Annotated in this window: 28 protein-coding genes, 1 pseudogene and 1 riboswitch; of the genes and pseudogenes, 5 read left to right on the top strand and 24 right to left on the bottom strand. The window is 56.2% G+C overall.

Annotated features, from left to right (window positions below; all coding sequences use genetic code 11):
* Positions 1-1047, bottom strand: a complete 1047-nt coding sequence (locus DB48_RS07645; RefSeq protein ID WP_041509689.1) for a polysaccharide deacetylase family protein — start codon at positions 1045-1047, stop codon at positions 1-3.
* A gap of 22 nt (positions 1048-1069) precedes the next feature.
* On the opposite strand from DB48_RS07645, the gene DB48_RS07640 reads away from it, so the two are divergent.
* The gene (locus tag DB48_RS07640; protein WP_041509688.1) at positions 1070-2416 is read left to right on the top strand and encodes an MATE family efflux transporter; all 1347 of its coding nucleotides are present in this window, start codon (positions 1070-1072) and stop codon (positions 2414-2416) included.
* Between the two features lie 33 nt (positions 2417-2449).
* Here DB48_RS07640 and nfuA read toward each other — a convergent pair whose 3' ends face one another.
* Positions 2450-3028, bottom strand: coding sequence for a Fe-S biogenesis protein NfuA (gene nfuA / locus DB48_RS07635; protein ID WP_011863915.1), 579 nt, complete (start codon positions 3026-3028; stop codon positions 2450-2452).
* Positions 3029-3234: 206 nt separating this feature from the next.
* Here nfuA and DB48_RS07630 point away from each other — a divergent pair, with 206 nt between their 5' ends.
* Positions 3235-5772 (top strand): M14 family zinc carboxypeptidase, encoded by a 2538-nt coding sequence (locus DB48_RS07630; protein WP_052813708.1) that lies wholly within the window; start codon positions 3235-3237, stop codon positions 5770-5772.
* A gap of 75 nt (positions 5773-5847) precedes the next feature.
* Positions 5848-6099 carry a putative hemolysin gene (locus tag DB48_RS07625; protein WP_041509687.1) on the top strand — a complete coding sequence of 84 codons (252 nt, stop codon included), beginning with the start codon at positions 5848-5850 and terminating at the stop codon, positions 6097-6099.
* Positions 6100-6144: 45 nt separating this feature from the next.
* Here the strand turns inward: DB48_RS07625 and gltS are convergent, their stop codons facing one another.
* From gltS to moaA, 17 genes are all read right to left on the bottom strand, one after another.
* Positions 6145-7368: a sodium/glutamate symporter gene (gltS, locus tag DB48_RS07620; protein ID WP_041509686.1), complete on the bottom strand. Its 1224-nt coding sequence runs from the start codon at positions 7366-7368 to the stop codon at positions 6145-6147.
* Positions 7369-7579: 211 nt separating this feature from the next.
* Positions 7580-7735, bottom strand: coding sequence for a DUF2986 domain-containing protein (locus DB48_RS19870; RefSeq protein WP_082035606.1), 156 nt, complete (start codon positions 7733-7735; stop codon positions 7580-7582).
* 101 nt (positions 7736-7836) lie between these two features.
* Positions 7837-8238 (bottom strand): RidA family protein, encoded by a 402-nt coding sequence (locus DB48_RS07615; protein WP_041509685.1) that lies wholly within the window; start codon positions 8236-8238, stop codon positions 7837-7839.
* Between the two features lie 179 nt (positions 8239-8417).
* A complete protein-coding gene (locus tag DB48_RS19865; RefSeq protein ID WP_011863909.1) occupies positions 8418-8585 on the bottom strand; it encodes a YqaE/Pmp3 family membrane protein in 168 nt (55 codons plus the stop codon).
* A gap of 21 nt (positions 8586-8606) precedes the next feature.
* Complete coding sequence (locus tag DB48_RS07605) at positions 8607-9281, bottom strand: TIGR01621 family pseudouridine synthase (protein WP_041509684.1); 675 nt, start codon at positions 9279-9281, stop codon at positions 8607-8609.
* Between the two features lie 12 nt (positions 9282-9293).
* Positions 9294-10553: a sensor histidine kinase gene (locus DB48_RS07600; protein ID WP_041509738.1), complete on the bottom strand. Its 1260-nt coding sequence runs from the start codon at positions 10551-10553 to the stop codon at positions 9294-9296.
* Between the two features lie 49 nt (positions 10554-10602).
* The gene (locus tag DB48_RS07595) at positions 10603-11280 is read right to left on the bottom strand and encodes a response regulator transcription factor (protein WP_041509683.1); all 678 of its coding nucleotides are present in this window, start codon (positions 11278-11280) and stop codon (positions 10603-10605) included.
* Positions 11281-11283: 3 nt separating this feature from the next.
* The gene (locus tag DB48_RS07590; RefSeq protein ID WP_041509682.1) at positions 11284-11820 is read right to left on the bottom strand and encodes a PepSY domain-containing protein; all 537 of its coding nucleotides are present in this window, start codon (positions 11818-11820) and stop codon (positions 11284-11286) included.
* A 150-nt stretch (positions 11821-11970) separates the two neighbouring features.
* Complete coding sequence (locus tag DB48_RS07585) at positions 11971-12327, bottom strand: NirD/YgiW/YdeI family stress tolerance protein (RefSeq protein WP_041509681.1); 357 nt, start codon at positions 12325-12327, stop codon at positions 11971-11973.
* A gap of 140 nt (positions 12328-12467) precedes the next feature.
* Positions 12468-13577, bottom strand: coding sequence for an ABC transporter ATP-binding protein (locus DB48_RS07580; protein ID WP_041509680.1), 1110 nt, complete (start codon positions 13575-13577; stop codon positions 12468-12470).
* On the bottom strand, positions 13558-14238 hold the full coding sequence (modB, locus tag DB48_RS07575) for a molybdate ABC transporter permease subunit (RefSeq protein ID WP_041509679.1): 681 nt from the start codon (positions 14236-14238) through the stop codon (positions 13558-13560). Before modB ends, DB48_RS07580 begins: the two co-directional genes overlap by 20 nt.
* Positions 14238-15077 carry a molybdate ABC transporter substrate-binding protein gene (gene modA / locus DB48_RS07570; protein ID WP_041509678.1) on the bottom strand — a complete coding sequence of 280 codons (840 nt, stop codon included), beginning with the start codon at positions 15075-15077 and terminating at the stop codon, positions 14238-14240. The genes modB and modA overlap by 1 nt, the downstream gene beginning before the upstream one ends.
* A gap of 37 nt (positions 15078-15114) precedes the next feature.
* Entirely contained in the window at positions 15115-15582 is a 468-nt protein-coding gene (gene moaE / locus DB48_RS07565; RefSeq protein ID WP_041509677.1) for a molybdopterin synthase catalytic subunit MoaE, read from the bottom strand.
* A gap of 1 nt (position 15583) precedes the next feature.
* Entirely contained in the window at positions 15584-15835 is a 252-nt protein-coding gene (gene moaD, locus DB48_RS07560; RefSeq protein ID WP_041509676.1) for a molybdopterin synthase sulfur carrier subunit, read from the bottom strand.
* Positions 15836-15862: 27 nt separating this feature from the next.
* The gene (gene moaC / locus DB48_RS07555; protein ID WP_041509675.1) at positions 15863-16339 is read right to left on the bottom strand and encodes a cyclic pyranopterin monophosphate synthase MoaC; all 477 of its coding nucleotides are present in this window, start codon (positions 16337-16339) and stop codon (positions 15863-15865) included.
* A complete protein-coding gene (moaB, locus tag DB48_RS07550) occupies positions 16332-16862 on the bottom strand; it encodes a molybdenum cofactor biosynthesis protein B (protein WP_041509674.1) in 531 nt (176 codons plus the stop codon). Before moaB ends, moaC begins: the two co-directional genes overlap by 8 nt.
* Positions 16863-16974: 112 nt before the next feature.
* Positions 16975-17955 carry a GTP 3',8-cyclase MoaA gene (moaA, locus tag DB48_RS07545; RefSeq protein ID WP_041509673.1) on the bottom strand — a complete coding sequence of 327 codons (981 nt, stop codon included), beginning with the start codon at positions 17953-17955 and terminating at the stop codon, positions 16975-16977.
* A riboswitch (molybdenum cofactor riboswitch) is annotated at positions 17943-18077 on the bottom strand. It overlaps the preceding gene by 13 nt.
* A gap of 226 nt (positions 18078-18303) precedes the next feature.
* Here moaA and DB48_RS07540 point away from each other — a divergent pair.
* A complete protein-coding gene (locus DB48_RS07540) occupies positions 18304-19953 on the top strand; it encodes an electron transfer flavoprotein-ubiquinone oxidoreductase (RefSeq protein ID WP_041509672.1) in 1650 nt (549 codons plus the stop codon).
* A gap of 259 nt (positions 19954-20212) precedes the next feature.
* Entirely contained in the window at positions 20213-22129 is a 1917-nt protein-coding gene (locus tag DB48_RS07535; RefSeq protein ID WP_041509671.1) for a methyl-accepting chemotaxis protein, read from the top strand.
* 88 nt (positions 22130-22217) lie between these two features.
* Here the strand turns inward: DB48_RS07535 and DB48_RS07530 are convergent, their stop codons facing one another.
* From DB48_RS07530 to DB48_RS07515, 5 genes and pseudogenes are all read right to left on the bottom strand, one after another.
* Complete coding sequence (locus DB48_RS07530; protein WP_041509737.1) at positions 22218-22538, bottom strand: DUF4870 domain-containing protein; 321 nt, start codon at positions 22536-22538, stop codon at positions 22218-22220.
* An 80-nt stretch (positions 22539-22618) separates the two neighbouring features.
* A complete protein-coding gene (locus DB48_RS07525; RefSeq protein WP_041509670.1) occupies positions 22619-23311 on the bottom strand; it encodes an MOSC domain-containing protein in 693 nt (230 codons plus the stop codon).
* A 678-nt stretch (positions 23312-23989) separates the two neighbouring features.
* Positions 23990-24847 carry a PfkB family carbohydrate kinase gene (locus DB48_RS07520; protein WP_041509669.1) on the bottom strand — a complete coding sequence of 286 codons (858 nt, stop codon included), beginning with the start codon at positions 24845-24847 and terminating at the stop codon, positions 23990-23992.
* 130 nt (positions 24848-24977) lie between these two features.
* Positions 24978-25325, bottom strand: coding sequence for a GNAT family N-acetyltransferase (locus DB48_RS20395; protein ID WP_327270470.1), 348 nt, complete (start codon positions 25323-25325; stop codon positions 24978-24980).
* Between the two features lie 96 nt (positions 25326-25421).
* Positions 25422-25946: pseudogene (locus DB48_RS07515) on the bottom strand (GNAT family N-acetyltransferase); the annotation flags it as partial.
* Positions 25947-25971 lie beyond the last annotated feature (25 nt).

Genomic DNA, 25971 nt, shown 5'->3' with positions numbered 1-25971 from the left:
TTACTCCTGTATCCAGGTACCATCGTTTTTCGGCCTAACCCAGGCCTGGGAGAACCAGTAGTAACGACCACTCACCTTGCTTGGCGCGGTGCAGTTATAACGCGAACGACCCGGCGGCAGATCCATCAGCGCGCGAATACTAAAGGTATCCTCACTCGACCAGGTCGGCTTCATGGCGCCTTGCCCCTGGACGAAGCACATCACCTGCCTAGCAAGGATATCTGTCATATCCAGGGTCACCTGCATCTCGGGTCGCCACTGCCCCTGCTCGAGCTGCGTATTACGCGGCGTGATCGCTAGCACGGGCATGTTCAGGCTATAGAGCTTGGCCTTGAGTGAGGTAAGATCCGCATAGGCACCCGCCACCGGAAAGCGTGGTAAGGCGGTAAGCGACGAGTAGCCTCCAGCGGCGCCCGACTGCTGGCCAAAACCCACGAAACCTAAGCTTTCCATTAAGGTCTCTATGGCCGTATTATATTCGCCATAGGGATAGGCTAACATCTTCACGCTCTGGCCGGTTTTTGCTTGTATCTCTGCCTCGGTGGCGAGTAGATTGTCTTTAATCCTAGCCAACCAGGCCTGCTCATCCTCACCGTGCAGGCGTCGGATCAGATGCTCATGGCCCCAGCTGTGATTGGCCAGCGTCACCCCGTCATCGCTGAGGCGTTTCAGGGTCGCCCAGTTCATCACATTCTTATGCTTGCGCACTATGGGATCGATGGAGATAAAGATGGTGTAGGGATAGCCGAACTCCTTCAAGATAGGATGGGCGGTATCGGCAATATTCTGATAACCATCGTCGAAGGTGATGGCCACCGTCTTGTCGGGCAGGTCCCGTCCCTGCTTTATCGCCTCGACCACCTGGGACAAGGCCTTGACCTTGAAACCGTTCTCCCTCAGGTAGCTCATCTGCTCTCTGAACTGAGCGGGTGTCACGCTGGTCACCTTAGGGGTATCCTCGGATACATGATGATATTGTAGAATCACCACCGCCTGAGCCGAATAACTGAGACAGGCCAATAGCGCTGCTATCACGCTTCTAAACATATTGAGTAACCTCTGAGAGTCTATGTCGCCACTAAACTTATTGTTAAATAAACAGAAAAATAGCCAGCTGTTCGCGCTCGCCGTCCCCATGATTCTGTCTAACATTACGGTTCCCCTGCTGGGGCTGGTCGATACTGCCGTCGTGGGACACCTGAGTAACGCCTATTATTTAGGGGGAGTCGCCGTTGGGTCAACGGTGATCACCCTGATTTTATGGATTCTGGGCTTTCTGCGCATGTCGACAACGGGCCTGGTAGCGCAAGCCTTCGGCGCCAAAGAGATGCAGACCCAATACCGTCTGCTGATTCAGTCGACCAGCCTGGCACTGCTACTCGCCCTCTTGGTACTGCTTCTGCAGCAACCCATCATAGACACGGCCATGGCGCTCTCCGATGCCAGCGAGCAGGTACAGTATTACAGCCAGGCCTATTTTAACATCCGCATCTGGTCTACCCCATTCGCCCTGGTCAACCTGGCCCTGCTAGGTTGGCTACTGGGCCGCCAGCAACCTAAGGCCGCCATGTGGCAGCTCATCGCCGCCAACATCGTCAACATACTACTGGACCTCCTGTTTGTAATGGGGCTAGGCTGGGGTGTCGAAGGTGCGGCCTTGGCCTCTGTACTGGCCGACATGACAGGTTTTGCCGTGGCTACCAGCATGGTGCTGCGCACCATCAAACAGGAAGGCGACTTCGCGTTTTTGCCGCTGTGCCGCGGCCTGTCGCTCAACTGCTACCAGAGATTGGTGCGCCTCAACCTGAATATCTTTGTGCGCAGCCTCTGCCTGCAACTCGCCTTCGCCTTCATGACCTTTCAGGGAGCTAACCTGGGCGACAATACGGTGGCCGCCAACGCCGTGCTGCTCAACCTACTGCTGCTCATCTCCTACGCCTTGGATGGTATCGCCTATTATGCTGAGGCCGAGGTGGGCCGCGCCGTGGGTGAGCACAACGGCATGCGCCTGACCCAAAGCGTCACCCTCGCCGGGCTATGGTCGGCCATCTTTGCCCTGCTGTTTACGCTATTTTTTGCCCTGTGGGGCGAACAGATAATCCATCTTCTGACCAACATACCTAAGGTGCGCCAGGAGGCTCAGGCCTATCTAACCTGGGTCGTTGCCCTGCCGCTACTCGCCTTCGGCTCCTACCTGTTTGACGGCGTCTATATCGGCGCTGCCCAGGGCAAGGCCATGCGCAACACCATGATACTCGCCACCTTCGGGGTGTTCTTCCCCACCTGGGCGCTGCTGCAGGACTATGGCAACCATGCCCTGTGGGCTGCCATGAGCCTATTTATGCTCACCCGTAGCCTCAGCCTGGCTTTGGATTACCGCTATCGATTGAGCAAGGCCCTAACGAAAACGGGATGACCTAAGTCATCCCGTTGTGTTCCTGCTTACTCTTTACTGATAAGAGTGCTCACCGTGTTGGTGTTCGGTGACATCACGAACCCCGGTCAGCTCGCCAGGGAACATATCCAGTAGCTGCTTCTCGATGCCATCTTTCAGGGTCACGTCGACCATGGAGCAACCGTTACAGCCACCGCCAAATTGCAGGATAGCGATACCGGCTTCGTCAATATCCACCAGCATGATGTTACCGCCGTGGCTGGCCAGCTGAGGGTTGATTTCAGACTGGATCACATACTCGATACGCTCTTTCAGCGGCGCATCGGCATCAACCTTACGCATCTTGGCATTAGGTGCCTTCAGGGTCAGCTGCGAACCGAGTTGATCGGTAACGAAATCGATCGAAGCGTCTTCGAGGAAAGGTGCACTCTTCTCATCCACCATGGCATGAAAACCATTAAATTCGAGTTCGATGTCGTCTGCCTCTACGGCATCCGGCGGACAATAAGACACGCCACACTCAGCCGAAGGGGTACCTGGGCTGATAACAAAAACGCGAATATGAGTTCCTTCAGGCTGGTCAGCGAGTAGCTTAACAAAATGCGCCTGAGCTGCATCGGAAATGGTGATCATTAAGACATGCTCCGTCAGGATAAACCCGAGTGTTTTAGTAAGAATTAAGACTATGATACTCCGACTATCACCAGCTTTGTAGCCCCTTTGTCTAATAGTCGTGAGATTTTTGCCTTGGCAGTATGGCTAAAGTCAGGCCGTAAGCTGGAAACTCACTGGTCTAACTGTTAATTTAGCCTTTATATACAATAATAAAGAGCATTACCATGCTGCGACTCTGCCTTTTGCTGCTTTCTATCGTTCCCCTGCTCGCGAGCTTTGCGACAAATGCCCAAAGCGTGATCTCAGTCTCGTCCGCCTACCAGACAAACAGCAGCCTGGCGTCACCCAGCGAGTTCCTCGGTTATCCTCTTGGCCAGTGGCATCTGCGCCATGATCAGATCAATTTTTATCTCAAGCAGCTCGCCCAAAATAGTCCCAGAGTCAGCCTGGAATCCACAGGGCAGAGCCACGAAGCCAGACAACAACTCACGGCGGTGATCACCTCGGCCGCCAATCAGGCCAAGTTGGCACAGATCATCCAAGGGCGTCAGCAAGTGAAAGCGGGTAAGGCCCCCGATGGCCCGCTGATCATCTGGCTGGCCTATTCGATCCATGGTGACGAAGCCAGCGGCGCCCATGCTGCGCTCGAGATCAGCTATCGCCTCAGCCAAAGCCAGGAACCTTGGGTGCAGGAGTTACTGGATAAGGCCGTGGTGTTGATCACCCCGTCTCAGAATCCAGATGGCCTAGATCGTTTCTCTACCTGGACCAACAACTATACCGGCAAGGTAAAGGTGAGCGACGAGAATCACAACGAGCACAGACAGAACTGGCCCGCCGGCAGACGTAACCACTATTTTGCCGACCTTAATCGTGACTGGCTGTTCCTGCGCCATCCCGAGTCTCAGGGCCGTATCGCCCTGTTCCACAAGTGGCAGCCTCACTACCTGGGCGACTTCCACGAGATGGGCCACGATCAGACCTTCTTCTTCCAGCCTGGGGTACCGACACGCACCCATCCGCTGACCCCCAAGGAGAATCAGGCGATCACCCAAAAACTCGCCAGCTTCCATGCCAAGGCATTAGACGAGGGCAAACAGCGCTATTTTACCAAGCAGATGTTTGACGATTTCTACTATGGTAAAGGCTCGACTTACCCGGACATTAACGGCGCCGTAGGCATACTGTTTGAACAGGCCAGCGTGCGCGGACAGCAGCAGGATTCAAAGAATGGCCTGCTGCGTTTCAGCCAGGCCATAGACAACCAGATAGCCACCTCCCTCTCCAGCCTCAAGGGTTCCCTGGCACTGGCCGATGAGCTGAAGCAATACCAACGCCGCTTCTACCAGCGTAAAGACAAACACCCGCCCTCAGGTCGTGAGGCTGGCTTCCTGCTCGGTGCACCGGGCGATCCTGCCAGACGCGACGACCTCGCCCAGCTGCTGCACCGCCACGGGATAGACTTCTTCTATCTCAAGGACAGGATGCAGCAGGGCAGACATCAGTACGGCCAGGACGACAGCCTGTTCGTGCCCATCAATCAGCCGCAGAAGACGCTGCTGCTGGCCATGTTCGATCTGCGCACCGAGTTCGATGACGCCACCTTCTACGACGTCTCCAGCTGGAACCTGGCCTTCTCCTACAATCTGCAGATGGCCCGCAACGTCAATCTGAATGTCGACGATCTGCTGACCGAGCCGCAAGCCAGATCGCTAGGCAAACTGAGTAAGAACAATGTCGCGGCATTGGTCGATTGGCGACAGCAGAATGCCGCTCCCCTGCTGCAGGCCCTGCTCGGCGAGGGGGTTCGGGTCAAATTTGCCGCCAAGCCCTTCAGCCTGATGGTCGATGGCCAGCCCCTCAGCATGGCGGCTGGCACCCTGCAGATCCCAATGGCACAGGCCGCCTTAGCGCCGGATGCCCTGACCGAAAGGCTCGCAGCGCTGGCTAAGCAACATAGGGTGCAGCTAGTGGGCGTGGATAGCGGACTGGCCAGCTCAGGCATAGACCTCGGCAGCCCGGATTTTCACGATATTGCCCCCATCAAGGCGCTAGTGGTGACCGGCTACGGCACCTCGTCGACCGAAGTGGGTGAGCTCTGGTATTTCATGGACAACCTTATCGGTGCCCCCCTGACTCAGGTAGATGTCAGCCGTCTGCCCAGCATAGATCTGACGCCATACACCCATGTGTTCCTCATGGACGGCAGCTATGCCAACCTGGAAGAGAAATACGCCCGCAAACTGGGACAATTCGCCATAGAGGGCGGCGTCATCGTCGCCCAGAAAGGCGCGCTGCAATGGCTATCCAAGGGCAACCTGCTCAAGAGCGATATCAGAGAGAAACGTTATTTCAGCCAGCTGTTTGCCACCGATGGCCTCGCCTTCGGCGATAAGGGCAAGCTGGATGCACGCCAGGCGATCGGCGGCGCCGTACTGGCACTGAATCTGGACACCAGCCACCCCATCACCTTCGGCCTAGGTGGCAATCGCCTGCCTGTGCTGAAGAACAAGGCGTTTGGCCTGAGCAAGAACCAGCCGCCTTTCGTCACGGCCGCCACCTACGCCGACGAGCCCCTGCTAGACGGTTTCCTGGCCGAGGAGTATCAGCGCAGCCTGAGCCAGACCCCCGCCATTCTCGTCGAACGACACGGCAAGGGCGCCCTGGTGGCCCTGGCGGACAACCTCTTGTTTAGAAATATCTGGCTTGGCTCGCAGAAGGTGTATGCCAACAGCCTCTACTTTATTCCGGCCCTACATTGATCTTCGCGCTTAACCCTTTTTCGACGCGGCAACGTTATAAAGGGTTAATCGCTAATCAGAGAATAGGAAAATGACATGAAGATATCTCACACCATAGCGGCGCTGCTTTTCACCCTTGGCTTAGCGGCTTGTCAGACGCAGGTGGACAAGGCGCAAGACTCGACAGAGTCCAAACCACTGTCTATGGCGAACCCAGCCGCCGTCTACTGCGAATCCTTAGACGGCACGCTCGACCTCGAGAGCGGCATCTGCACCCTGCCCAGTGGCGAGCAGATAGAACATTGGACCCTATATCGCCGGGATCATCCTCAGGCTGAGGGCCAATAGCAAAAAAGCACCCTAGGGTGCTTTTTTAATACTTAGCGAGTAAGGCTAGCCGATAAAGCTGAGATAGCCCTGCAATATGATGGCGTTGACTATGTCGATGAAGAAGGCACCGACAATGGGCACCACCATGAAGGCCTGAGGCGATGGACCCGTGCGTGACACCAGGGCCCCCATGTTCATCACAGCCGTCGGCGTGGCACCCAAGCCAAATCCACAGTGACCACCGGCCATAACGGCGGCGTCATAGTTGGCACCCATCAGCTTGAAGGTGATCCAATAGGCAAACAGCGCCAGCACGGCGGTCTGCACCAACAAGATAATGAGCAGCGGCACCGCCAGATCGAAGATCTCCCACAACTTAAGATTCATCAGCGCCATGGCCAGGAAGAGCGCCAGGGAAACTGTCCCCAAGACGTCGACACTCTCGCGGTTGATCTTAAAGCCACGCGAGACCTCTGTGATGTTGGTGATCACCACACCGAAGAAGAGCGCATAGACGAACTCAGGCATCTTCAACCAGCCGATATCCAGATAGTCCACCAGGGAGCCAAACCACTTGGCACCGGCCACACACAGCAAGAGAATAAAGAGCACCTCAAGGATACTCTTGGCCGTCACCCTGTCTTCTTCGAGCTGGTCATAGGTCACCAGATCCGGATGGTCCTTGTGGTGATTGCCACCGACACCGTAAGCGGAGACGAGACCATTCTTGTTGATCAGGCGCTGCGCTACTGGGCCACCTATGATACCGCCCATCACCAGGCCGAAGGTTGCCGCCGCCATCGCCAGCTCCAGGGTGTTGATACCATACTGCTCGGAGAAGGTCTGCGCCCAGGCCGCACCTGTGCCGTGACCACCCGACAGGGTGATCGAACCGGCGATCAGTCCCATCAGCGGTTCCAGCCCCAGGGCGGTGGCGATACTGACCCCCACGGCATTCTGAATTATGATGTAGAGCGAGGCGATAGCCAGAAACAGGAACACCTTGGTGCCACCCTTCATCAATAATTTATAACTGGCCGCCAGTCCCACGCTACTGAAGAACATCATCATCAGGGTATTCTGCATCGACAGGGAAAACTCCAACGAAATGTTGTAGGAATGCAGCACGGTGATCACCGCCGCCACCAACAGACCACCCACTATAGGTTCGGGAATATTATATTTACGAAACGCTGCCACGTGACGATTAACCGAATGGCCAATAAAGAGCACTAAAATCGCCACCAGAAACGACTCCAGCTCTCCAACGGTATAAACAGTATTCATGGTTCTCCTTATTTAGGCGATAGCCATATCGGCCTATCTTGCCTTGTCATCGGACACGCTATATCAAGCCGCCCAAGCATTGCCCTTTCTTGGGTCGCTCACGCCGGGCACTACTCCAATGTGTATCTCATCAGGAGATTCAAGATAGGAAGGTGTCGGCAATAAAGCGCCCAACGGGACGAATGAAAATAAATTGAGGAAGGTCTCTAACCTAAGAGACGAGTTCAGCGGGTGGTTCGGCCGCCTCGGCGAGTCGTTCGCGTTCGGGCTTGGCGATATACTTAGGCTTACCTGTGCGATGAAGTTTAGCGTTCGCCTTCTTCGCCTTGGCCTTAAGTGTTTGATTGATTTTCTTCTTTCTGTTCATGGCGGCGATTATAGCCTAAAACGCCGCCCCATTGGGTTATCAGAAAGTTAACAGTACAAATTTAATGCAAGTCAGTTCGGCTTAAATTGGGCGCCAGCGGCCTAATCCCCCTCGAAAGCCTTAGCCGCCTGCGCCTCGATCTCTACCCGCCAGCGTGGGTCAAACAGCCCCTGGACGAAGAGCAAGGTGGTTGGCAATCCGCCCACATCGAACCCCAGACGCGCCTTGGCGGCTTGGTAGGCTGGCAGATCATCTCTGTCGACAAGGTAGATACGCACCAACACCAAGTCTTCAAGATCCATCTCGTTGGCCCGTAACACGGCGCGTAAGTTCTCCCACGCCTGCACTATCTGCCCCTCAGTGTCGGAGGCAAGCTTGCCCTGCCTGTCTATGCCCAGCTGTCCGGCAATATTCAGCCAGCGCGAGGGCCCAGGGATCAGCGCACATTGATGGTAGTTGGCCGCAGGGGCCGCCAGGGTATCCGGGCTCCAGATCTTATTCATCTTCTCTCCTTTACTCACTTGAATTAGACCCAGCGAGTCTGGCAGGTCGGGATACGGAGAAAAAGGGAGGTGGCATGAACTCACTGTTCAGGCCAGGGGCAACAATCAGCCATAAAAAAGCGCAGCCTATGCCGCGCTCCATTGCTTAATCTCGAGCAAGATTTAGCCTCGAACAAGACTTAAGATTTGGTCACCACCCACAGGGCGTGTAACAGGCCTGGAATGAAGAACAGCAGGCAGAGAATGATGTTGATCAGCAGATCCTTACCGACACCACTCTTCAAGAAGACGGCAACCGGTGGCAGCAGAATAGCGATGATGACGAGCAGCAGTTTATTGGTATCCATAGACAGGCTTCCTTAATTGACTCAATTTCGTTTTGGCCAATCTAACTTCTCAGGCTTACCCCATGTTTGCAACTGGTTTTTTACCCCGTCGAGGCCAAATGCCTCGCCCTGCTCAGGCACGCGCCGATAGGCATAGGCCTGCCCCAGCCATTCGAACCCCAGCGCGAAGGCGTGCAGGTAGCCACGATCGGCCTCCTCACCACCATAGAGGCTATCGCCGAGGATCGGCACCCCAAGGCTGGCCAGCGCTACCCTAAGCTGATGTGTCTTACCACTGAGCGGCTTGAGCAGATAGAGACGCAGTCCCTCGGCCACGGATTGCGAGAAAAACTGAGTGATCGCCGGGTTTTCCTTGCTGCGCAGCAGCTTATACATGCTGCGACGAGACTTGGCCATGTCGCCCACTATGCTGCCCTGCTTCTTCTTAGGCTTGCCCTTAGCCAGCGCCACATAGTACTTCTGTACCTTGTGCTCGCTGAAGAGACGGGTAAACCCGGCCGCCGCCTCGCTCGACTTGGCGAACAGCAGCAGACCAGAGGTCATGGTATCCAAGCGATGTACCGAGTAGAGCTTGATGTCGAGATCCCGTTCGACCTGTGCCATCACGCCTGCGCTGCCGTCCTGGCTATGAAAGTGCACCCCGGGTGCCTTATCGATCACCAGGAAGTCTGCCTCATCGGCAATGATCTGATACATGGATTGTCGCCCTTATGAAAAACGTATGCTCACCTGCAGCCCAGGCTGGTTATCGGAGAGTTCTATGCGGGCATTATGACGCTGCAAAATCGCCTTGACCAGCGAAAGTCCGAGCCCCGTGCCCTTGTTGTGACGGCTGGGATCCAGGCGCACCAGACGGTCAAATACCTTCTCGGTGGCATCATCAGGGATCCCGGGTCCATTATCGCGGATCAATATGCGGTTCCCCTGCTGCGCTATCTCTATCTTGGCTCCCTCGCCGGAGTACTTAATCGCGTTGTCCACCAGGTTAAACAACGCCTGGAACAGGAGGTACTTATCCCCCATCACGCTATGGTCTTCGTCCAGCGACAGGGTCAATGTCTGGCCGTTGGATTCGGCCATCGCCTCGGCCATCTCAAACAGATCCTGACACAAATCGTTCAGACTCAAGGGTTGTAGCTCGAGATCTTGCTGCCCCTCCTCGATACGGGTGAGAGATAACATGGCATCGAAGGTCGCCAGGCAGTGATCCAGCTCCTCTATCAGGATGGCGCTGGCCTCATCCAGCTCCTCGACCGGCTTTTGCGGTAGCTGTTCCAGGCCGATCCTCAGGTGAGACAGTGGCGTCCTGAGATCGTGGGCGATATTGTCTGTGGCGCCACGCACCGCATGCAGGTTGGCCTCCAGGGTATCCAGCACCTGGTTGAAGTTGCCCGCCAACATATCGAATTCATCCTGTCGCCAGCTGATTGGCAGTCGGGTGGAATACTCGCCACGCTCGATGCGACGACTCAAACGGTTGTATTGCACCAGTCGGCGCAGAATCGCCTTGGAAAACAGGTACCCCAGAGCAAGGGTGAGCACTATGGTCAGCATCAGCGCCGTGATGGCCGCGTTGACGAAGCGCTCGATCAGGGTCGCCAGCTGGTCGGTTCGGGTGGCGATAAGCACAGGGCCGTAACGGGTGATCACCAGGCCACCGGTAAGAATGTGCAACTTGTCCGGCCCGCTGGTGAGAATAGGAAAATCTCGCGTCTCGGGCAGCAGCGGCATGTCATCTGGCATCAGGCTCAGCGCCCCCACCAGATCCAAGGAGCTACGCCACACCACCAACGCCGTCTTGGGATCGGCGGTGCGGATCTGGGTGGCAAAGCTGCGTCTGTCCAGGGTCAGCGCCATCTGCTGATAACGTACCTTCTCCGCCGCCAGATGTTGGTTGGTCTGCAGCTCCTGCTCGTTGATCAGCTGACGATACATGCCAAACAACAGGGTGCCGATAATCAGGGTCACCAAGGCAGAGAAGATGATGGTAATGCGCCAGGCACTACTCTGATAGGGTCTAATGCCCTTGACGGAGGCGATAGCCAGCCCCTCGAACCGTTTCGATCAGCTCGCCAAAGCCCAGCTCTTCAAACTTGCGTCTCAGCTTGGCGATATGCACGTCGATCACATTGGTGCGAGGATCGAAATGGTAATCCCACACAGCCTCGAACAACAGGGTGCGGCTGATCACCTGATTAGGGTGTTCCATCAAGTACTTCAGCAGTTGAAACTCTTTAGGCTGCAGCATGATCTCGCTGCCCGCCAGGGTGACCTTACGGGTCAGCAGTTCCATCACAAGTTCGCCCACCTTAAGCTCGGTTTGCGCCGGCGCCGAATTACCGCGCTGCATCAGCTTCTCGGCGCGTACCAAGAGTTCGGAGAAGGCAAATGGTTTGGTCATATAGTCGTCGCCACCGGCCCTGAGCCCCTTGACGCGCTCATCCACATGGCTCAGCGCCGACAGGATAAGCACCGGGGTCTGATTGCCGGTCGCACGCAGCGCCGCCAGCAACTTAAGGCCATCGAGCTGTGGCAACATGCGGTCCAGTATCACCAGGTCATACTGCATACTGGTGGCCAGCAAGAGTCCCTGATGACCATCGCTAGCCGTCTCGATATTGTGCCCCTGTTCGGCAAATCCCTTGACCACATACTCTGTGGTGGTCGCATCATCTTCTACCAGTAATATTTTCATCTGTTAATCCCACTTCAACAGGGGCAAAGGCCGCTGATTTTCGATATCGAAGGCTATTCTATGTTTACCGTTGGCATCGATAAGCTTGAGTTCCAGGTAGCTGATGCCCAGGTCGTGATCCAGCTGCGCCTCCAGAATATGGGCGTTGCTGTCACCCATGGCCAACTTGAGCAGTTGCGAGAAGGTCTGCTCCATATCCCTGAGCATCCTCACCGCCTTGAGCTCATCCTTATCGTCCGCCTCCAGGGCTTCCACCTTCTGCCGAATGAGTCGGCCATCTTTGGCCCAGAACTCAAACTCGCTGATGGTATCTTCCTTGGTGTTGATCATGCTGATCTCATAGATCAGCTGACCATTTTCCACATCGATCTGAAACTCGGATATCACCCCAGGGTAGCTCTTCTCTGCCTGCTGGATCATCTTCTGTGGAGTCAGGCTTTGGCTATCCGATAGCAACTCAAGCACTGCCGGGTTGGCCTGGGCCAAATTCGCCCCCGCCAGTCCAGACAACAGCATTAAACTGATAAACCAACGAGCCATAGCTCCTCCATTAAATTCTTCAATATCGGTATCTTACACGCAAAAAATCCCTGTACCAATGGGATAGACGAGGGGCTTTGGGCTTTCAAGATTAAATTTAGTTTAAACTCATTTGGCCGATTTCACTCATCTAGGCACCAGCGCCTGGACTTATTCCGCTTGATCGACCAATTCGATGCTATCTATCTCTATCTCAATGCCGCGCCATTCATCATCCACCTCGCCCCTCAGGATCACAGTGGTATCGCTGGAGACCTCTATGTTGCGCCACAGGGCATTGTCTATCTCCACCTCGACTTCACCGCTGCTATCGCGAAACAGGTACTTTTCATCCCCCAGGCTCTTGATCAGCTTTCCTGTCAGCTCCACCTGTGTATCGTCTTTGGCCGCATGGGCATCGCTGGCGTGCTGAATCACACCACCCGCCTTGGGGCCGTTATAGGCGGCAAAGGCCGGTAGGGTGAGTACGCAAGAAAGGATTAGGGTACCGGTTAGTTTCTTCTGCATCATATTTCTCCTCGAGTCATAGTGCCCTAGGATAAGCGATGGCAAATATCGGGGAGATGGAAGCCGTATTAAGGATTGATCATATTCTATTCGGCATCTAGCAAGCTGACTCATACTCGAAAGCCAGCCATTCTGGAGAGTCAGTCATTCTCCAGGATATGGATCAGCTCAGACTTGAGCGCCACCTCGGTCTCGACGCCTGGCGCCAGGCCCATCTTCTGGGCGAAATGCAGCGGCACCTCGGCATTGAGGTGATATTTAACCCCCTTGATGCTGGCAAGAATCCGCATGGTCTCACCCATACTCAGGCAGGACTCTATGGTGATGCTGAGCTTGTTGAAGCTGCGGCACAGACGCCCCTTGGTGATCGAGTTAAACCTCACCCCCTGATTAGGGATCACCCAGCGCACCTTGGCGCCTATATCTAACTCTTCACGATAATTACCGGCAATCAGGTGCTCACCAAACTTAAGCCAGGTGATCTGTCGCTCCGCCTCCTGAGCCACCACGTGCGCATCGAACAGGTTTCTCAGCCCCATCTGTTTGGCGACCGCCTCGTTACGTGGCTGGCTCAACACCTCGCGCGGACTGCCCTGTTGCAGCAGGGTGCCCTGGCTGATGAGGATCATGCGATCCGCCAGCAGCAGTGCCTCGTTAAGATCGTGAGTCACCATGATGACGGGGATCGCTAGCTGCTCTTTGAGTCTGGCCAGCTCTAGGTAGAGACGCTCGCGGGTCTCTCTGTCGACCGCCGAGAAGGGCTCATCCAGCAGCAGGACTCTGGGCTCCCGGGCAAGGGCCCGAGCCAGGGCCACACGCTGACGCTGACCGCCGGACAGGTTGGCCGGCAGACGATCCGGCAGGCCGTGCAGGTTCACCCGCTCCAGCCAGTCTTTGGCCCGCGCGACCCGCTCCGCCTTGGGAATATGATCCAGCGCCGCCACCACGTTGGCCAACGCCGTCATGTTGGGAAACAGGCCAAAGTGTTGCGGCACATAGCCGAGATGACGCTGCTGAGGCGTCAGATAGCGCCCGGTGTCGCTGCTAAACCAGACGCTGTCGCCATAGCGGATCTCGCCCGACTCGGGCTTGGTCAAGCCGGCGATCATCCGCATCAGGGTCGACTTACCGCCCCCGGAGGGGCCGACCACGGCCAACACCTCGCCGGCGCGGCAGACAAACTCGGCATCCAGGGCGATGCCTTCCAGCTGGAAGATCTTACAGCTGAGATCAGCGACGTCTTGAGACACTCACGCCTCCTAATCGACGGGACAGACTGGTGGTAAGCGCCAGCGCGGTAATGGCAAATAGCAGGAGCAGCAGAGACATCTGTCCCGCGGCGGCAAAATCGAACGCCTGCACGCTGTCGTAGATGGAGATGGCGATGGTCTTGGTCTCACCGGCGATATTACCGCCCATCATGAGTACCACACCAAACTCGCCCAACACATGGGAGAAACAGAGCACCAGCGCGGTCAACACGCCCGGCCACACCAGAGGCAACTCTATCTTAAACAACACCTTGGCCGGACTCATGCCGCAGCAGGCGCCTGCGTCGCGCACCTCTTCGGGCACCGCCTCGAAGGCGCGCTGAATCGGCTGTATGGCAAAGGGAATATTAACCAGCACGGAAGCCACCACCAGCCCCGAGAAGTGGAACACCAGCTGTTGCCCCAGCAGGGCTTCCAGCGTCTGACCCAGCCAGGACTGGCTACCCAGGCCCACCAGCAGATAATAACCGATGACGGTCGGTGGCAGCACCAGGGGCACCATGATCAGCGCCTCCAGCCAGGACTTGCCCCTAAACTGGCGATAGGCCAGGAAGCGACCGGCCCAGATGGCAAAAGGGATCAACACCAGCACAGTGACACAGCTTAACTTGATCGAAAGCAGCAGCGCCTGCCAATCCATCAGTGATTTCCACCCTGTTTGTCGACCTGACTAACACTCGCGCCATCGGCGGAGGCGTCATCAGCCCCCTCATCGGGCAGGCCGAAGCCAAACTCGAGGAACACCGCCCTCGCCTTAGGCTGACTCAGATAGGCATAGAAGGCCTTGGCCGCCTCTCCCGCCTTGGGGGTGAGCACCATGCGTTGGTTCATGGGTGAGTGCCATTCGCTCGGCAGCGCCACATAGTGGCTGGCGGCGCGAAACTGCGGCGCCATCGCCAGCGACAAGGCTACGATACCGCCATCGGTGGAACCGCTCAGGGCAAACTGCGCCGCCTGAGACACATTCTCACCGAAGATGAGGTGGGGCTGCAGGGCTTGCCAGAGTCCCAGATGCTGCAGCGCCTCTCTGGCTCGCTCGCCATAGGGGGCATGATCCGGATTGGCGATGGCAAAACGCTTTAATCCGCCCTGCTCCAGCAGTGTCTTAACGCCGACGAGTTCGGCATCTAAGGTCAGAGGCGAACGCTTGGGCGCCGCGAGTGCCAAGCGGCCGATGGCGTAGATCTCGCCATCGCTCTGGGTTACCCCAAGCTTATGCAGCTGATAGATATATTTGTCGTCGGCAGACAGAAACAGCTCGAACGGCGCACCGTGGCGCAGCTGCGCCACGAAGTTGCCCGAAGAGCCGTAGGAGATGCGCACCCGCTTGCCCGTATCCTGGGTGAAATCGGCGGCTATCCTATCCAGGGCAAACTTGATGTTAGAGGCGGCTGCGATAGCCGGCACCTCTGCCGCCCAGGCGGGGGTCATGCCAAACAGCAGCAGACAGCCTAAGACAAAACCTCTGAGTAAATCCATTTCAACCCTTCCTCATCACCAAGGTGCTCGCCCCGGCTTACTGCTTGTCCCACATCTTGGCCGCCTGTTCGTCGGCATCTTTGGCCTCGACCCAGTTCTTGCCCTGATCGCCGGCCTCCAGCTTCCAGAACGGTGCCTTGGTCTTGAGAAAGTCGATCAAGAACTCACAGGCCGCAAAGGCCGCCTTGCGGTGGGCACTGGTGACGCCGATGAAGACGATCTGCTCGCCCAGGGCCATGGTGCCGACACGGTGAATGATGGTCACGTGAGTCAGTGGCCAGCGCTCTCTGGCCTCGGCAGCGATCTGGTTGAGCACCGCCTCTGTCATGCCAGGATAGTGCTCCAGGGTCAGGTCGGTCACCGCGCTGCCGTCATTGAAGTCGCGCACCTTGCCTACGAAGGTGACCACGGCGCCGTCGCTGTCATCGGACGCGATACGGGCATACTCCTCGGGCACGCTAAAATCTTGCGTCTGCACCAATACTCGGTCAATCGCCTGGCTCATACTAACCTCCGGTAACGGGGGGGAAGAAGGCCACCTCGTCGCCATCTTCGACCTGGGTATCCCAGTTGCTGATGGTCTGATTGACCGCCACCAACAGCTTGTCGGAGGCCAATACCTTGCCCCACTTATCGTCTTTGGCCGCCAGCAGCGCACGCAGGCCTTCGGCGGTAGTGGTCTGTTCGCTCGCTTCTACTTCGAGCTTGCTCTCACCTAATAGTTCGCGCACCTGGGCGAAAAACAGCACATGAATCATAAACTTTCCCCTAAATACTCGTATCGCTTAAACCTTAAAGTGCCCAGACTTGCCACCCCGCTTCTCCAGCAGGCGTGTCTGAGAGATCACCATATCTTTCTGCACCGCCTTACACATGTCGTAGATGGTTAGTGCCGCCACCGAGGCCGCGGTCAGCGCCTCCATCTCGACCCCTGTCTTACCCGACAGCTTACACAAACTGGTGATGCGTACCCGGTTATGTGCCGGCTGCGCCTCGAGATCCACCTCAACCTTGGTCAGCATCAGGGGATGGCACAGCGGGATAAGATCTGAGGTCTTCTTCGCCGCCTGGATCCCCGCGATGCGAGCCGTGGCGAACACGTCGCCCTTGTGGTGGCTGCCGCTCATGATCATCTCAAGCGTCTCGGGCGCCATCTCGATGAAGGCCTCGGCGCGGGCCTCGCGCTCGGTAACCGCCTTCTCGGTGACATCCACCATGTGGGCATTGCCATCGGCATTAATATGGGTAAATTCACTACTCATCGATTGCTACCTTCTTCACGTGCATCACAAAGTTACAGGGTCTGTGAGTGGCATCCAGTTGTTCTTTTAAGATCTTGTTCCAGCCCGTCTTGCAGGCACCGGTAGAGCCCGGCAGACAGAAGATGGCTGTCTTATTGGCGAAGCCGCCCAGGGCGCGGGACTGTACCGTCGAGGTGCCCAGCTCCGTGTAGGTGATATGCCGAAACAGCTCGCCAAAGCCCTCTATCTCGCGATCCAGTAGCGGCTTGACCGCCTGTGGTGTGTTATCCCGCTCGGTAAAGCCTGTACCGCCGGTGGTGATGATCACCTGCACATCACTCGAGGCTATCCACTGAGACAATACCGAACGTATCTGATACTTGTCATCTTTAATCAGTCGGCGCTCGGCAAGCTTGTGTCCGGCCGCTAGCAGGGCCTCTTGTAAAAACTGTCCCGAGGTATCTTGGCTCAGATCTCGGCTATCGGAAAGGGTTAATACCGCGATATTGAGCGGTTCAAATTCGGTTCTCGTACAATGACCCATAACGTCTCTCTTCACTCTTGGTGTTATTTGCGGTTAACTGGCGCGTCTACAGGAATATGGGCAGAGTATACCCAGACAGCGAAAGCAAGTTCTTGCGCTGGCGCAAGCCAGTCTAGCCTCCGATAGAGGCTAGATGCTGTGTCACGCCTGTGATGCCATCGTGGAGGAAGTGGGTTTCCTTCTTCGCCCTCAACTGGCCGTGGAGTCGTTCGATCAACTCACCACGTTGCTCGTGGGATTGCAGCAGATCCCGCAAATCGACACCGTGTTCGGTGAAGAGGCACAGGTGCAGTTTCCCCTTGGCGGAGACCCGCAGACGGTTACAGCTGGCGCAGAAGTTCTTCTCATAGGGCATGATCAAGCCGATGCGTCCCTTGAAGTCGCCATGGCTGAAGTTTTGCGCCGGACCATCGTCTACCGCCGACTGGTCCAATTGCCAGCCATCCTGAATCAGCTGCGACTTGATGTCGGCACCCGCCAGGTGGTGGGCCTTGAAGTAATCACGCCCCAGGCCGGTTTCCATCAGCTCGATGAAACGCAGATCGATTGGTGTGTGCTTGATCCAGTGCAGGAAGCGTGGCAAGTCTTTGTCATTTAAGCCCTTGAGCAGCACGGCATTGATCTTCACCCGCTCGAAGCCCGCCTCGAGGGCCGCGTCGACGCCGCGCATCACCTCGTCGAACTTATTCTCACCGGTGATCTGATAGAACATGCGAGGGTCCAGGCTGTCCACCGAGACATTGATACGTCTCAGGCCGGCATCGAACCACTCCTTGGCATGCCTCTCCAAACGATAACCATTGGTGGTGGTTGCCAGCGTCTTGATCTTGTCGTTATCGGCGACGATACGCACGATATCGGTAAAGTCTTTGCGCAGGGTGGGCTCGCCACCTGTAATGCGGATCTTCTGGGTACCGACCTCGGCAAAGGCGCCCACAAGATTCTCGATCTCATTGAGATCTAAAAACTTAGGCTTACCGTCGGGGCGATAACCATCGGGGAGGCAGTAGGTGCATTTGAAATTACAGACATCGGTAACCGACATCCGCAAATAGTGAAATCTTCGACCAAAATTGTCTTGTAGTTGAGACATGATCACCTTTCCAAGTAAGGGGAGGTGAGTCAATTTCTTTCCTCACCCCGGTGGCACTATTGCCACGGCTTAATCTCCCTATCTGTGGACGTAGGAGAGAAAGCTCGGAGAACCGTCGTTTCCCAATTATAGGCCGATATAGACCGGCTTTTATAGCAGAAACTTCCCGTTTCTTGTCTGAGATCAATCGGGCGTTAACATAATGTGACACCGCTCACGAAGATAAATACCATCAATTAGTCTATCCTGACTGCTTAAACTCTGTGCCATTTCGCCATTTTAGGGTAAGGTGGATGCAAAGAATAAAACACCCGTTTCAATCGGGGGAAAGCTAAAAGAGGTGAAGTGATGGAACGCGAATCGATGGAGTTCGACGTCGTTATCGTTGGCGCAGGCCCTGCCGGCCTGGCTACCGCATGTCGACTAATGCAAATCTCTCAAGACTCTGGCCAGGAGCTCAGTGTCTGTGTGGTCGAGAAAGGTTCGGAAGTGGGCGCGCACATACTTTCAGGTGCCGTGTTCGAGCCTAAGGTGCTCGGCGAACTGTTCAGCGACTGGAAAGAACAAGGTGCACCACTGCACACGGCCGTCACCCACGACGAGCTGCACATGCTCAGTTCAGACACGGCCTCACGTGCCATGCCCAACGCCCTTATCCCTAAGACGATGCATAACGATGGCAACTATATCATCAGCGTCGGCAACCTGGCCCGTTGGCTCGCCGAGCGCGCCGAGGCCTTAGGCGTAGAGATCTTCCCCGGCTTCCCTGCCAGTGAACTGCTGTTCAACGAAGATGGCAGCGTAAAAGGGATCATCATAGGTGACATGGGTGTCGGCGCCGATGGCGAGCCCAAAGACAGCTATGAACCCGGCATGGAACTGCACGCCAAATACACAGTATTTAGCGAAGGCTGCCGTGGCCACCTGGGCAAGCAACTGATCGAGAAGTTCCACCTGGATAACGGCAAGACGCCACAGCACTATGGCCTGGGCTTCAAGGAGATCTGGAAGGTGCCCAGCGAGCAGCACGAGCAGGGCAAAGTGGTCCACACGGGTGGCTGGCCGCTGACGGAAGGCGCCTCGGGCGGCGGCTTCCTATACCATCTGGAAGACAATCAGGTAGCCGTGGGTCTTATCATAGATCTCAACTATCAGAACCCACACCTGAGCCCATTCGATGAGTTCCAGCGTTACAAGACGCACCCAGTGATCAGCCAATACCTCAAGGGCGGCGAGCGTATCTGTTACGGTGCCCGCGCCATCACCAAGGGCGGCCTCAACTCACTGCCCAAGATGAGCTTCCCTGGCGGCCTCATCATAGGCTGTGACGCCGGCACCCTGAACTTCGCCAAGATTAAGGGTACCCATACGGCGATGAAGAGCGGCATGATCGCCGCCGAAACCATCTGCCACGCCCTGCATGCTGGCGTAGAAGGCGGCAAAGATCTCGACTGCTACCAGGAGAAGTTCGAACAGAGCTGGCTGCAGGATGAGCTCTACTGCTCACGTAACTTCGGCCCGGCGATGCACAAGTTCGGTGCCTATCTGGGCGGCGCCTTCAACTATATCGATCAGAACTGGTTTGGCGGCAAGTTCCCTATCACGCTCAGAGACGAGAAGGCCGACTATGCCCAGATGGCCGAGGTGAGCGCCTACAGCAAGATAGAGTATCCCAAGCCCGACGGTAAGCTGAGCTTCGACAAGCTCTCTTCTGTCTACCTGTCGAACACCTTCCACGAGGAGGATCAGCTGTGTCACCTGCGTCTCGAAGACGAACGAATTCCTATCGAGGTGAACCTGGTTAAGTTCGACGAACCGGCGCAGCGATACTGCCCGGCAGGGGTCTATGAAGTGGTGGAAGACGCTGGCGAGAAGAAGTTTGTCATCAATGGTCAAAACTGTATCCACTGTAAGACCTGTGACATCAAAGATCCGAGTCAGAACATCACCTGGGTCACCCCAGAGGGCGGCGGCGGACCTAACTACCCAAATATGTAAGTCCGGCATCGCCGAAAAATAATACAGACGACAAACGCGCCCTCGGGCGCGTTTTTACTTGCGCTTAACATCCCCGGCCACCATAATGGCCCCATACCTACAAGCGTCACCAAGACGCACTCTATGATCCAGAGTGGATCGCCCTACCCTCAAAAAAAGTTCAATGGTTTAGCGTGTTTAGAAAACAGCGACTAACCTTAATAATCAAGTTGTCACACTCCGAGGGATGCTCGGACAGAGTAGATGCGAGTCATAAAAGATGAAACTAAACATGCTCACCATCAAGCAGAAAATATTACTCACGGTTACGGTCGCGGTATTGTTGTCTACCGTGCTCGTGGGTGTCTTGAGTCAACGCAGCGCTAAGGAAGTCGTCGAGCAGCGCATGCTCACCTCCGAGCTGCCCAACACCTTGCAGGCGATCCGCAACAAGGTAGAGATGGATATCGCCACCCTGATGAACGCCGCCGAGCAGCTGGCCAACAGCAAGATGCTCAAGCGCTGGCTGGTCGATGGCCGCCCGGCGGAGACAGAGCCTCTGGTGATCGCCCAGCTCAAGGACATTCAAGAGCAATATAAGCTGGTGCAGGCCTCCTACGCCGACAGACAAACCGCCGCCTACTACACTCAAGACGGTTTCCTGCGCATCCTCACCCCGGAGCAGGACGGTTGGTTCTTCAACTATAAAAACAGTGGCACCGAGCGTATGCTCAACGTCTTCACCGAGGCCAATGGTGATGTGAAACTCTTCATCAACTATCAGCAACCCAACGACCGCGGTTTAGTGGGGCTGGCCAAGTCACTGGATGACATGGTGCGCCTGCTGAAGTCCTTCAAGATCGAAGATACCGGCTTCGTCTACCTGGTGGATGCCAAGGGCGACGTTAAGCTGCACTCGGACACCAGCCAGATAGGCAAGGCCAGCCTGGCCTCCCTCTATGGCGGCGATGTGACCAGGCAGCTGCTCAGCAAGGGCGACTTCGGCCTGACACAGACAGAGCAGGATGGTGAAACCCTGCTGGTCGCCAGCAGCTATATTCCGTCGATGGACTGGTATCTCATCGCCCAGGTGCCAAGAGCCGAGGTATTTGCCCTGCTGGAAGAGTCGGCCTATCAGATCCTCATCTGGACTCTGCTGATCGCCGCCGCCTTCATCGGCTTCTCTACCTTCGTCTCCGCCTCGGTGAGCCAGCCCATCGCCAAGGTAGCCGACATGCTGCAAGACATAGGTCAGGGTGAGGGCGACCTGCGTCAGCGCCTGCCCGTCGAAGGCAACGACGAGTTGGCCCAGCTGGCCAAGGGCTTCAACAGCTTCATCGAGAAGATCCAGCACTCCATCATAGAAGTGACGGACACCAGCGTGCAGTTGAGTCATGCCGCCAAGGATGTGGCCAATCAGGCCCAGCAGACCCAGGACGACAGCCAGCTACAGAAAGATCAGACCATGATGGTGGTGACCGCCATCAACGAGATGGGCGCAACCGTACATGAGATTGCCGGTAATGCCGCCCAGGCGGCCGACAACGCCAAGGACGCCGACAACGCCTCAAGCAACGGCCAGATAGTGGTCACCCGCGCCCGCGACACCATCAATCAACTCTCGGAGGATGTGGAGCAGGTAGGCAATGTGATCGAGTCGCTGGCCACCCACACCACCTCTATCGGCAGCATCCTGGATGTGATCCGCGCCGTGTCGGATCAGACCAACCTGCTGGCCCTCAACGCCGCCATCGAGGCCGCCCGTGCCGGTGAGGCGGGCAGAGGCTTCGCCGTGGTCGCCGAGGAAGTCCGTAACCTCGCCTCACGCACCGCCGCATCGACCGATGAGGTGCAGAAGATGATCGACAACCTGCAAAGCGAGGCGGCTCGCGCCGTCGAGGCTATGACCCAGAGCAAGAGCCGCAGCCAGGAAGGGGTACAGGCGGTCGACGAGGCCAGCCATACCCTGACCGAGATCAGCCAGCAGATCGGCGCCATCACAGACATGAACATTCAGGTTGCAGCCGCAACCGAAGAGCAGTCTACCGTGGTGGAAGATATCAACCGTAACGTCACCGAGATCAGCGAGATCACCCAGCGCACCAGCGAGACCTCTCAGGCGGTCGCCCAGGCCAGCCAGTCGCTCAACCAGCTGGCCCACAGACTCGACACCCTGGTCGCCGGCTTCAAGGTCTAAGTCTAGGTTCTGGTTTAGATTTAGGCCTGGTTCAGGCCATAAAAAAGCCCGCTTTTGCGGGCTTTTTTCTATTTAACTTTCTTCATACTTAAGGCTTAAGAAATTTAATCGTCAGCGGATACTGGTAACTAATGCCCTCGCTGGCCTTCATGGCCGCGATGATGGTTACCACGATATCGAAGATCGCCAACACACCGAGCAGGATGAAGCCGATGCCGACGAACATGAGGATCATGCTGATGATGGCGTATACCATCATGCTTATCTTGAAGTTGAGACAGTTGCGACCACAGCTGTCGACGAAGGCGATTTCCTCGCGCTTCATTAGCCAGACAATCAGGGGCCCCAGGATGGAACCGAAGGGGATCAGGTAGCCGGAAAAGCTGGCCAGATGCACCGCCACCCCCATGTTTCTATCGTCGCGGGACAATTGTTCGAAATCAGACACGAATTACACTCCTTGATGATTCATTCTATTTTTATTTATTATTACAGGCGGTTAGGCCCAAATAAACGCATTTCCCAAGCTTCAATCTTGCGACTTTCCAGGCGGCGCTGCAAGCTATTTACCCAAGACTGGGCCAAGCCCTCACAACTCACCAGACGATCATAGGCGGCAGCGTCATAGGTGGGCGAGAAATAGATCCCCATCGCCTCGCGCAAGCTGATGTCGGTGCGCCGCTCGACGAGGCGAATATCATCCTCCAGGTGGATCACCCCAGGCGTCACCACCCGATAGAACCAGCCGCACAGGCCACTGGTCTGCATGGCGAGGGCAAACTCGGGATGACCAAACTGATGGTTGAGCTTGAAGCAGGGCGAGCGGGGCTGAGTCACCTGAAGTTGTACCTCGCCGATGGCGATGATGTCGCCGATATTCACCTGAGTCTCGTCCAGTCCAACTGTGCTGATGTTCTCCCCCATGGCGGGCACATCCTTAAAGCCCTGCATCATGTCCCAGCGGCGATACTGACCATAATGTTCACGGGGAAAGTGATGTAATACCCTATCGGCACCGCCATGATGCTTGGGATCCGCCTGAGCATCCCCCTCGACACCCAACGCTCCCACCACCAGGCGGCTATATGCCTGCTTGACATCTATCATGCTAGGTATTCCTTCAAAGGCCTTGGCCTTATCGCCACGATACAATCCCGAAATCTTGTCTACTAACCGCGTCATATCCCTCACCCCCCTGACTACTGCTTACGCCTCTCGCCCTCAGACAAAGGCGAGACGATTCGATACAAACTCCCTCTGTCGCCTCAGGCATTGCCCCTGAAAAATAGCGGCCTAGGGCCTGTTTATCTTTCGCGTTCATTTTTGCAGCATTCTGTATCGCTTTTATACAAGGCAGAGCGATTGTCATGTAGTGCACTACATCAATGAGCGATAACGCAGTAGAAAAATGATACAGACGCTGCCCGCAGGGTTCGTCTTGAGCACGTTCAACTCTTTGTTACTCGGCTTTTATATAGAATCACTATACTTCAAGCCTCATACCGCGATTTGAACGTGCTCAATTAGAACAAAAATTGTTCTCAAAAGGTCAACAGGCCCTAATTTTCCCTCAAGAAGATATCATGAAACAACACCTATTAGCCGTCTTACTACCTAATTTCATACTCTTGCAGGCCCAGTTAGGCCCAGTTAGGCCCAGGCCATGGCAATAGACGCTAGACAAGGAACAAAGAACAAGAGGCAAGAAACTGCAGGCAAAAAAAAAAGCCCCAGAAGATGGGGCGAGAGAACAGAAAAACACACTATGTCTGAAAAGAAGCTACACAAAACAAGGTCAGGGAACCGCTTACGACCAATGGCGTTACTCTAATCTGAGTAAATGACACTATGATGACAAATCTAGGCCTTTTGTGTGACCGCCTGCTCCAGGTATGCCTTTAACTGTTCTCCGGGTATCGAACTCTCTGTCGCCACCGCAAAGGCCGCCCAGCGCGCCCCCTCGGCCATGGCCTGACAATAGCCATCACCACGCGCTAATCCATGGATCAAGCCCGCCGCATAGGCATCTCCGGCCCCAGTGGTATCCACCACGGTGGCGGCCTCGGCGGCAACACGCGTCTCGCCTTCTGGCTGATAGAGCATGGCGCCGTCGGCGCCATCTGTCACGATAAACGCCCTTAGACTCTCGCCGGCGATGGAGAGACCGAACTGCCAGGGCGACAGCTCGCTACGTCCCTGCATATCGGCGCGCGAGGCGATCAACACATGGCAGGGACGCTCACGGTTGTCTTTGGCCAGTTGCGCCACGACTAAGCTATGAGGCAAGGCCGTCTTGGCCCAGCTGACGGCACCTTCTGCCGAAGAGTTAATATAGAGGGCGTCCCAATTTCGCCAGTTAGGCGGGGCGGCAAGCTCAAACCTTGGCCGCTCGGGACGTATGATGGTGCGCTCGCCATCAGGGGTCATCACCAACAGCATCTCACAGGTATGTTGTTGATAGCGCTGCATCAGGCGGCAATCTATGCCTAGGGTACTGGTCTCGGCCAGCAGCCAATCCCCAATCTCGTCGCGACCCACCTGACTGACCAGTGCCACCTCGTGACCGGCCCACACCAGACCTATCCCTGTGTTGGCACCACCGCCACCGAGGCGCTGACCGCCATCCTGATAATGAAAACGCCCCCCCATCTTCAAGGGCTTATCGAGTCTGAGAATACGATCGCAGTTGAGGTTGGCAACCAGCAAAATATTAGCCATGAATGCTCCGGGTAACGGGGGAGGTGGAAAAATTAGGCTCCCCTAACGAAAAGGTTACTGGCCCCTAACCTCGTGTATCGGGGCCTGCCGTGCCTCCTTTATATCAAGCCAGGCAGGAGGGCTCAACAGATTAGGGCTGCAGCAGATACATGCCCTCGCTCGCCGGTCGCGAGAGTTTAAAACCAAACTTCAGATAAAGTTCTGGAACATCAGCCATTAAGGTAATGTAGGCCCCCTTAGGCGCCGCCTCATCGAGATACTCCATGATGGCGGACATGATGGCACTCCCCAGGCCTCGCCCCTGATAGTCGGGATCCACGGCAATGTCCACCAGCTCGAAGTTTAGGGCGCCATCTCCCACGACTCGCCCCATGGCGATCACTCTTTCACCTGCTAGTCTGTCATCGGCTAGGATGTGTACTCCAAAGAGACTGAGGGGGAGCCCGGCTACCGCCGCGGCGCGGGATCTCGGCGTCAACCCAGTGATCTGCCTAAGGCGTAAAAAGTCAGCCAAGGGTGCGACCCGCCTGATCAGGCGAAAATCCTGAATATTCTCCCCTGTCTGTACTTGCCGCCACTCGCTTGCCAGCAGGGCATAGCCATACTCGCTGCCCCAACTCCCCTGGAAGAAGATGTTGTCGCGGTAATGGGCCTCTCGGCGAAATCCCAGGCGCTCAAGCAGCCCCCAGGCGGCATGGTTTTTCACATCCGTGATGGCCGAGGTTCTGTGCTTGCCCAGGCCATCAAACAGGTAGCTAAGCAGCGCCTGCAGCGCCTCCCGAGCCAAGCCCTGACCTTGATACTCGCTCGCTAGGGTAAAGCCAATCTCGACCTGTTGCTCGTCGACAAAATGCAGCGCCAGATCCCCGACCAAGACTCGAGTCTGACGACACTCCAGCGCCAACTGCATCCAGGTGCCCGGCGCGCCGAAGGCAGTGTTTTGCAATTCATTAAACAGCGCCAACGCATCGCGATATTGGTAATCTTGCCAGCCCTGGTAGCGGGCCACCTCGGGGTCGGCGCGGTAGGCGGTAAAGGCCGCTAAATCGCTGAACTCGAAGGCGCGGCAAATTAGCCGCTCTGTCTCGAAGTAGATCATAGCTTCGTCCCTGCCCCTATGCTTA

It is taken from the genome of Shewanella sp. cp20 (assembly GCF_000832025.1).
Classification (GTDB): Bacteria; Pseudomonadota; Gammaproteobacteria; order Enterobacterales; family Shewanellaceae; genus Shewanella.
The sequence above is the reverse complement of the archived record's forward strand: the minus strand, read 5'-3'. Positions and strand labels throughout refer to the sequence as shown.

Coding starts and splice junctions, on each gene's coding strand:
- DB48_RS07590 (WP_041509682.1), bottom strand. CDS start 11,820: ATGGCTCGTTGGTTTATCAGTTTAATGCTGTTGTCTGGACTGGCGGGG.
- DB48_RS07535 (WP_041509671.1), top strand. CDS start 20,213: ATGAAACTAAACATGCTCACCATCAAGCAGAAAATATTACTCACGGTT.
- DB48_RS07530 (WP_041509737.1), bottom strand. CDS start 22,538: ATGGGGGTGGCGGTGCATCTGGCCAGCTTTTCCGGCTACCTGATCCCC.
- DB48_RS07615 (WP_041509685.1), bottom strand. CDS start 8,238: ATGAATAAGATCTGGAGCCCGGATACCCTGGCGGCCCCTGCGGCCAAC.
- gltS (WP_041509686.1), bottom strand. CDS start 7,368: ATGAATACTGTTTATACCGTTGGAGAGCTGGAGTCGTTTCTGGTGGCG.
- modB (WP_041509679.1), bottom strand. CDS start 14,238: ATGGATTGGCAGGCGCTGCTGCTTTCGATCAAGTTAAGCTGTGTCACT.
- moaB (WP_041509674.1), bottom strand. CDS start 16,862: ATGGGTCATTGTACGAGAACCGAATTTGAACCGCTCAATATCGCGGTA.
- moaD (WP_041509676.1), bottom strand. CDS start 15,835: ATGATTCATGTGCTGTTTTTCGCCCAGGTGCGCGAACTATTAGGTGAG.
- DB48_RS07645 (WP_041509689.1), bottom strand. CDS start 1,047: ATGTTTAGAAGCGTGATAGCAGCGCTATTGGCCTGTCTCAGTTATTCG.
- DB48_RS07640 (WP_041509688.1), top strand. CDS start 1,070: ATGTCGCCACTAAACTTATTGTTAAATAAACAGAAAAATAGCCAGCTG.
- DB48_RS19870 (WP_082035606.1), bottom strand. CDS start 7,735: ATGAACAGAAAGAAGAAAATCAATCAAACACTTAAGGCCAAGGCGAAG.
- DB48_RS07595 (WP_041509683.1), bottom strand. CDS start 11,280: ATGAAAATATTACTGGTAGAAGATGATGCGACCACCACAGAGTATGTG.
- moaA (WP_041509673.1), bottom strand. CDS start 17,955: ATGTCTCAACTACAAGACAATTTTGGTCGAAGATTTCACTATTTGCGG.
- DB48_RS07525 (WP_041509670.1), bottom strand. CDS start 23,311: ATGACGCGGTTAGTAGACAAGATTTCGGGATTGTATCGTGGCGATAAG.
- moaC (WP_041509675.1), bottom strand. CDS start 16,339: ATGAGTAGTGAATTTACCCATATTAATGCCGATGGCAATGCCCACATG.
- DB48_RS07520 (WP_041509669.1), bottom strand. CDS start 24,847: ATGGCTAATATTTTGCTGGTTGCCAACCTCAACTGCGATCGTATTCTC.
- DB48_RS07625 (WP_041509687.1), top strand. CDS start 5,848: ATGAAGATATCTCACACCATAGCGGCGCTGCTTTTCACCCTTGGCTTA.
- DB48_RS07630 (WP_052813708.1), top strand. CDS start 3,235: ATGCTGCGACTCTGCCTTTTGCTGCTTTCTATCGTTCCCCTGCTCGCG.
- nfuA (WP_011863915.1), bottom strand. CDS start 3,028: ATGATCACCATTTCCGATGCAGCTCAGGCGCATTTTGTTAAGCTACTC.
- modA (WP_041509678.1), bottom strand. CDS start 15,077: ATGGATTTACTCAGAGGTTTTGTCTTAGGCTGTCTGCTGCTGTTTGGC.
- DB48_RS07605 (WP_041509684.1), bottom strand. CDS start 9,281: ATGTATCAGATCATTGCCGATGAGGCAGACTTCCTGGTGATCGATAAG.
- DB48_RS19865 (WP_011863909.1), bottom strand. CDS start 8,585: ATGGATACCAATAAACTGCTGCTCGTCATCATCGCTATTCTGCTGCCA.
- DB48_RS07540 (WP_041509672.1), top strand. CDS start 18,304: ATGGAACGCGAATCGATGGAGTTCGACGTCGTTATCGTTGGCGCAGGC.
- moaE (WP_041509677.1), bottom strand. CDS start 15,582: ATGAGCCAGGCGATTGACCGAGTATTGGTGCAGACGCAAGATTTTAGC.
- DB48_RS07585 (WP_041509681.1), bottom strand. CDS start 12,327: ATGCAGAAGAAACTAACCGGTACCCTAATCCTTTCTTGCGTACTCACC.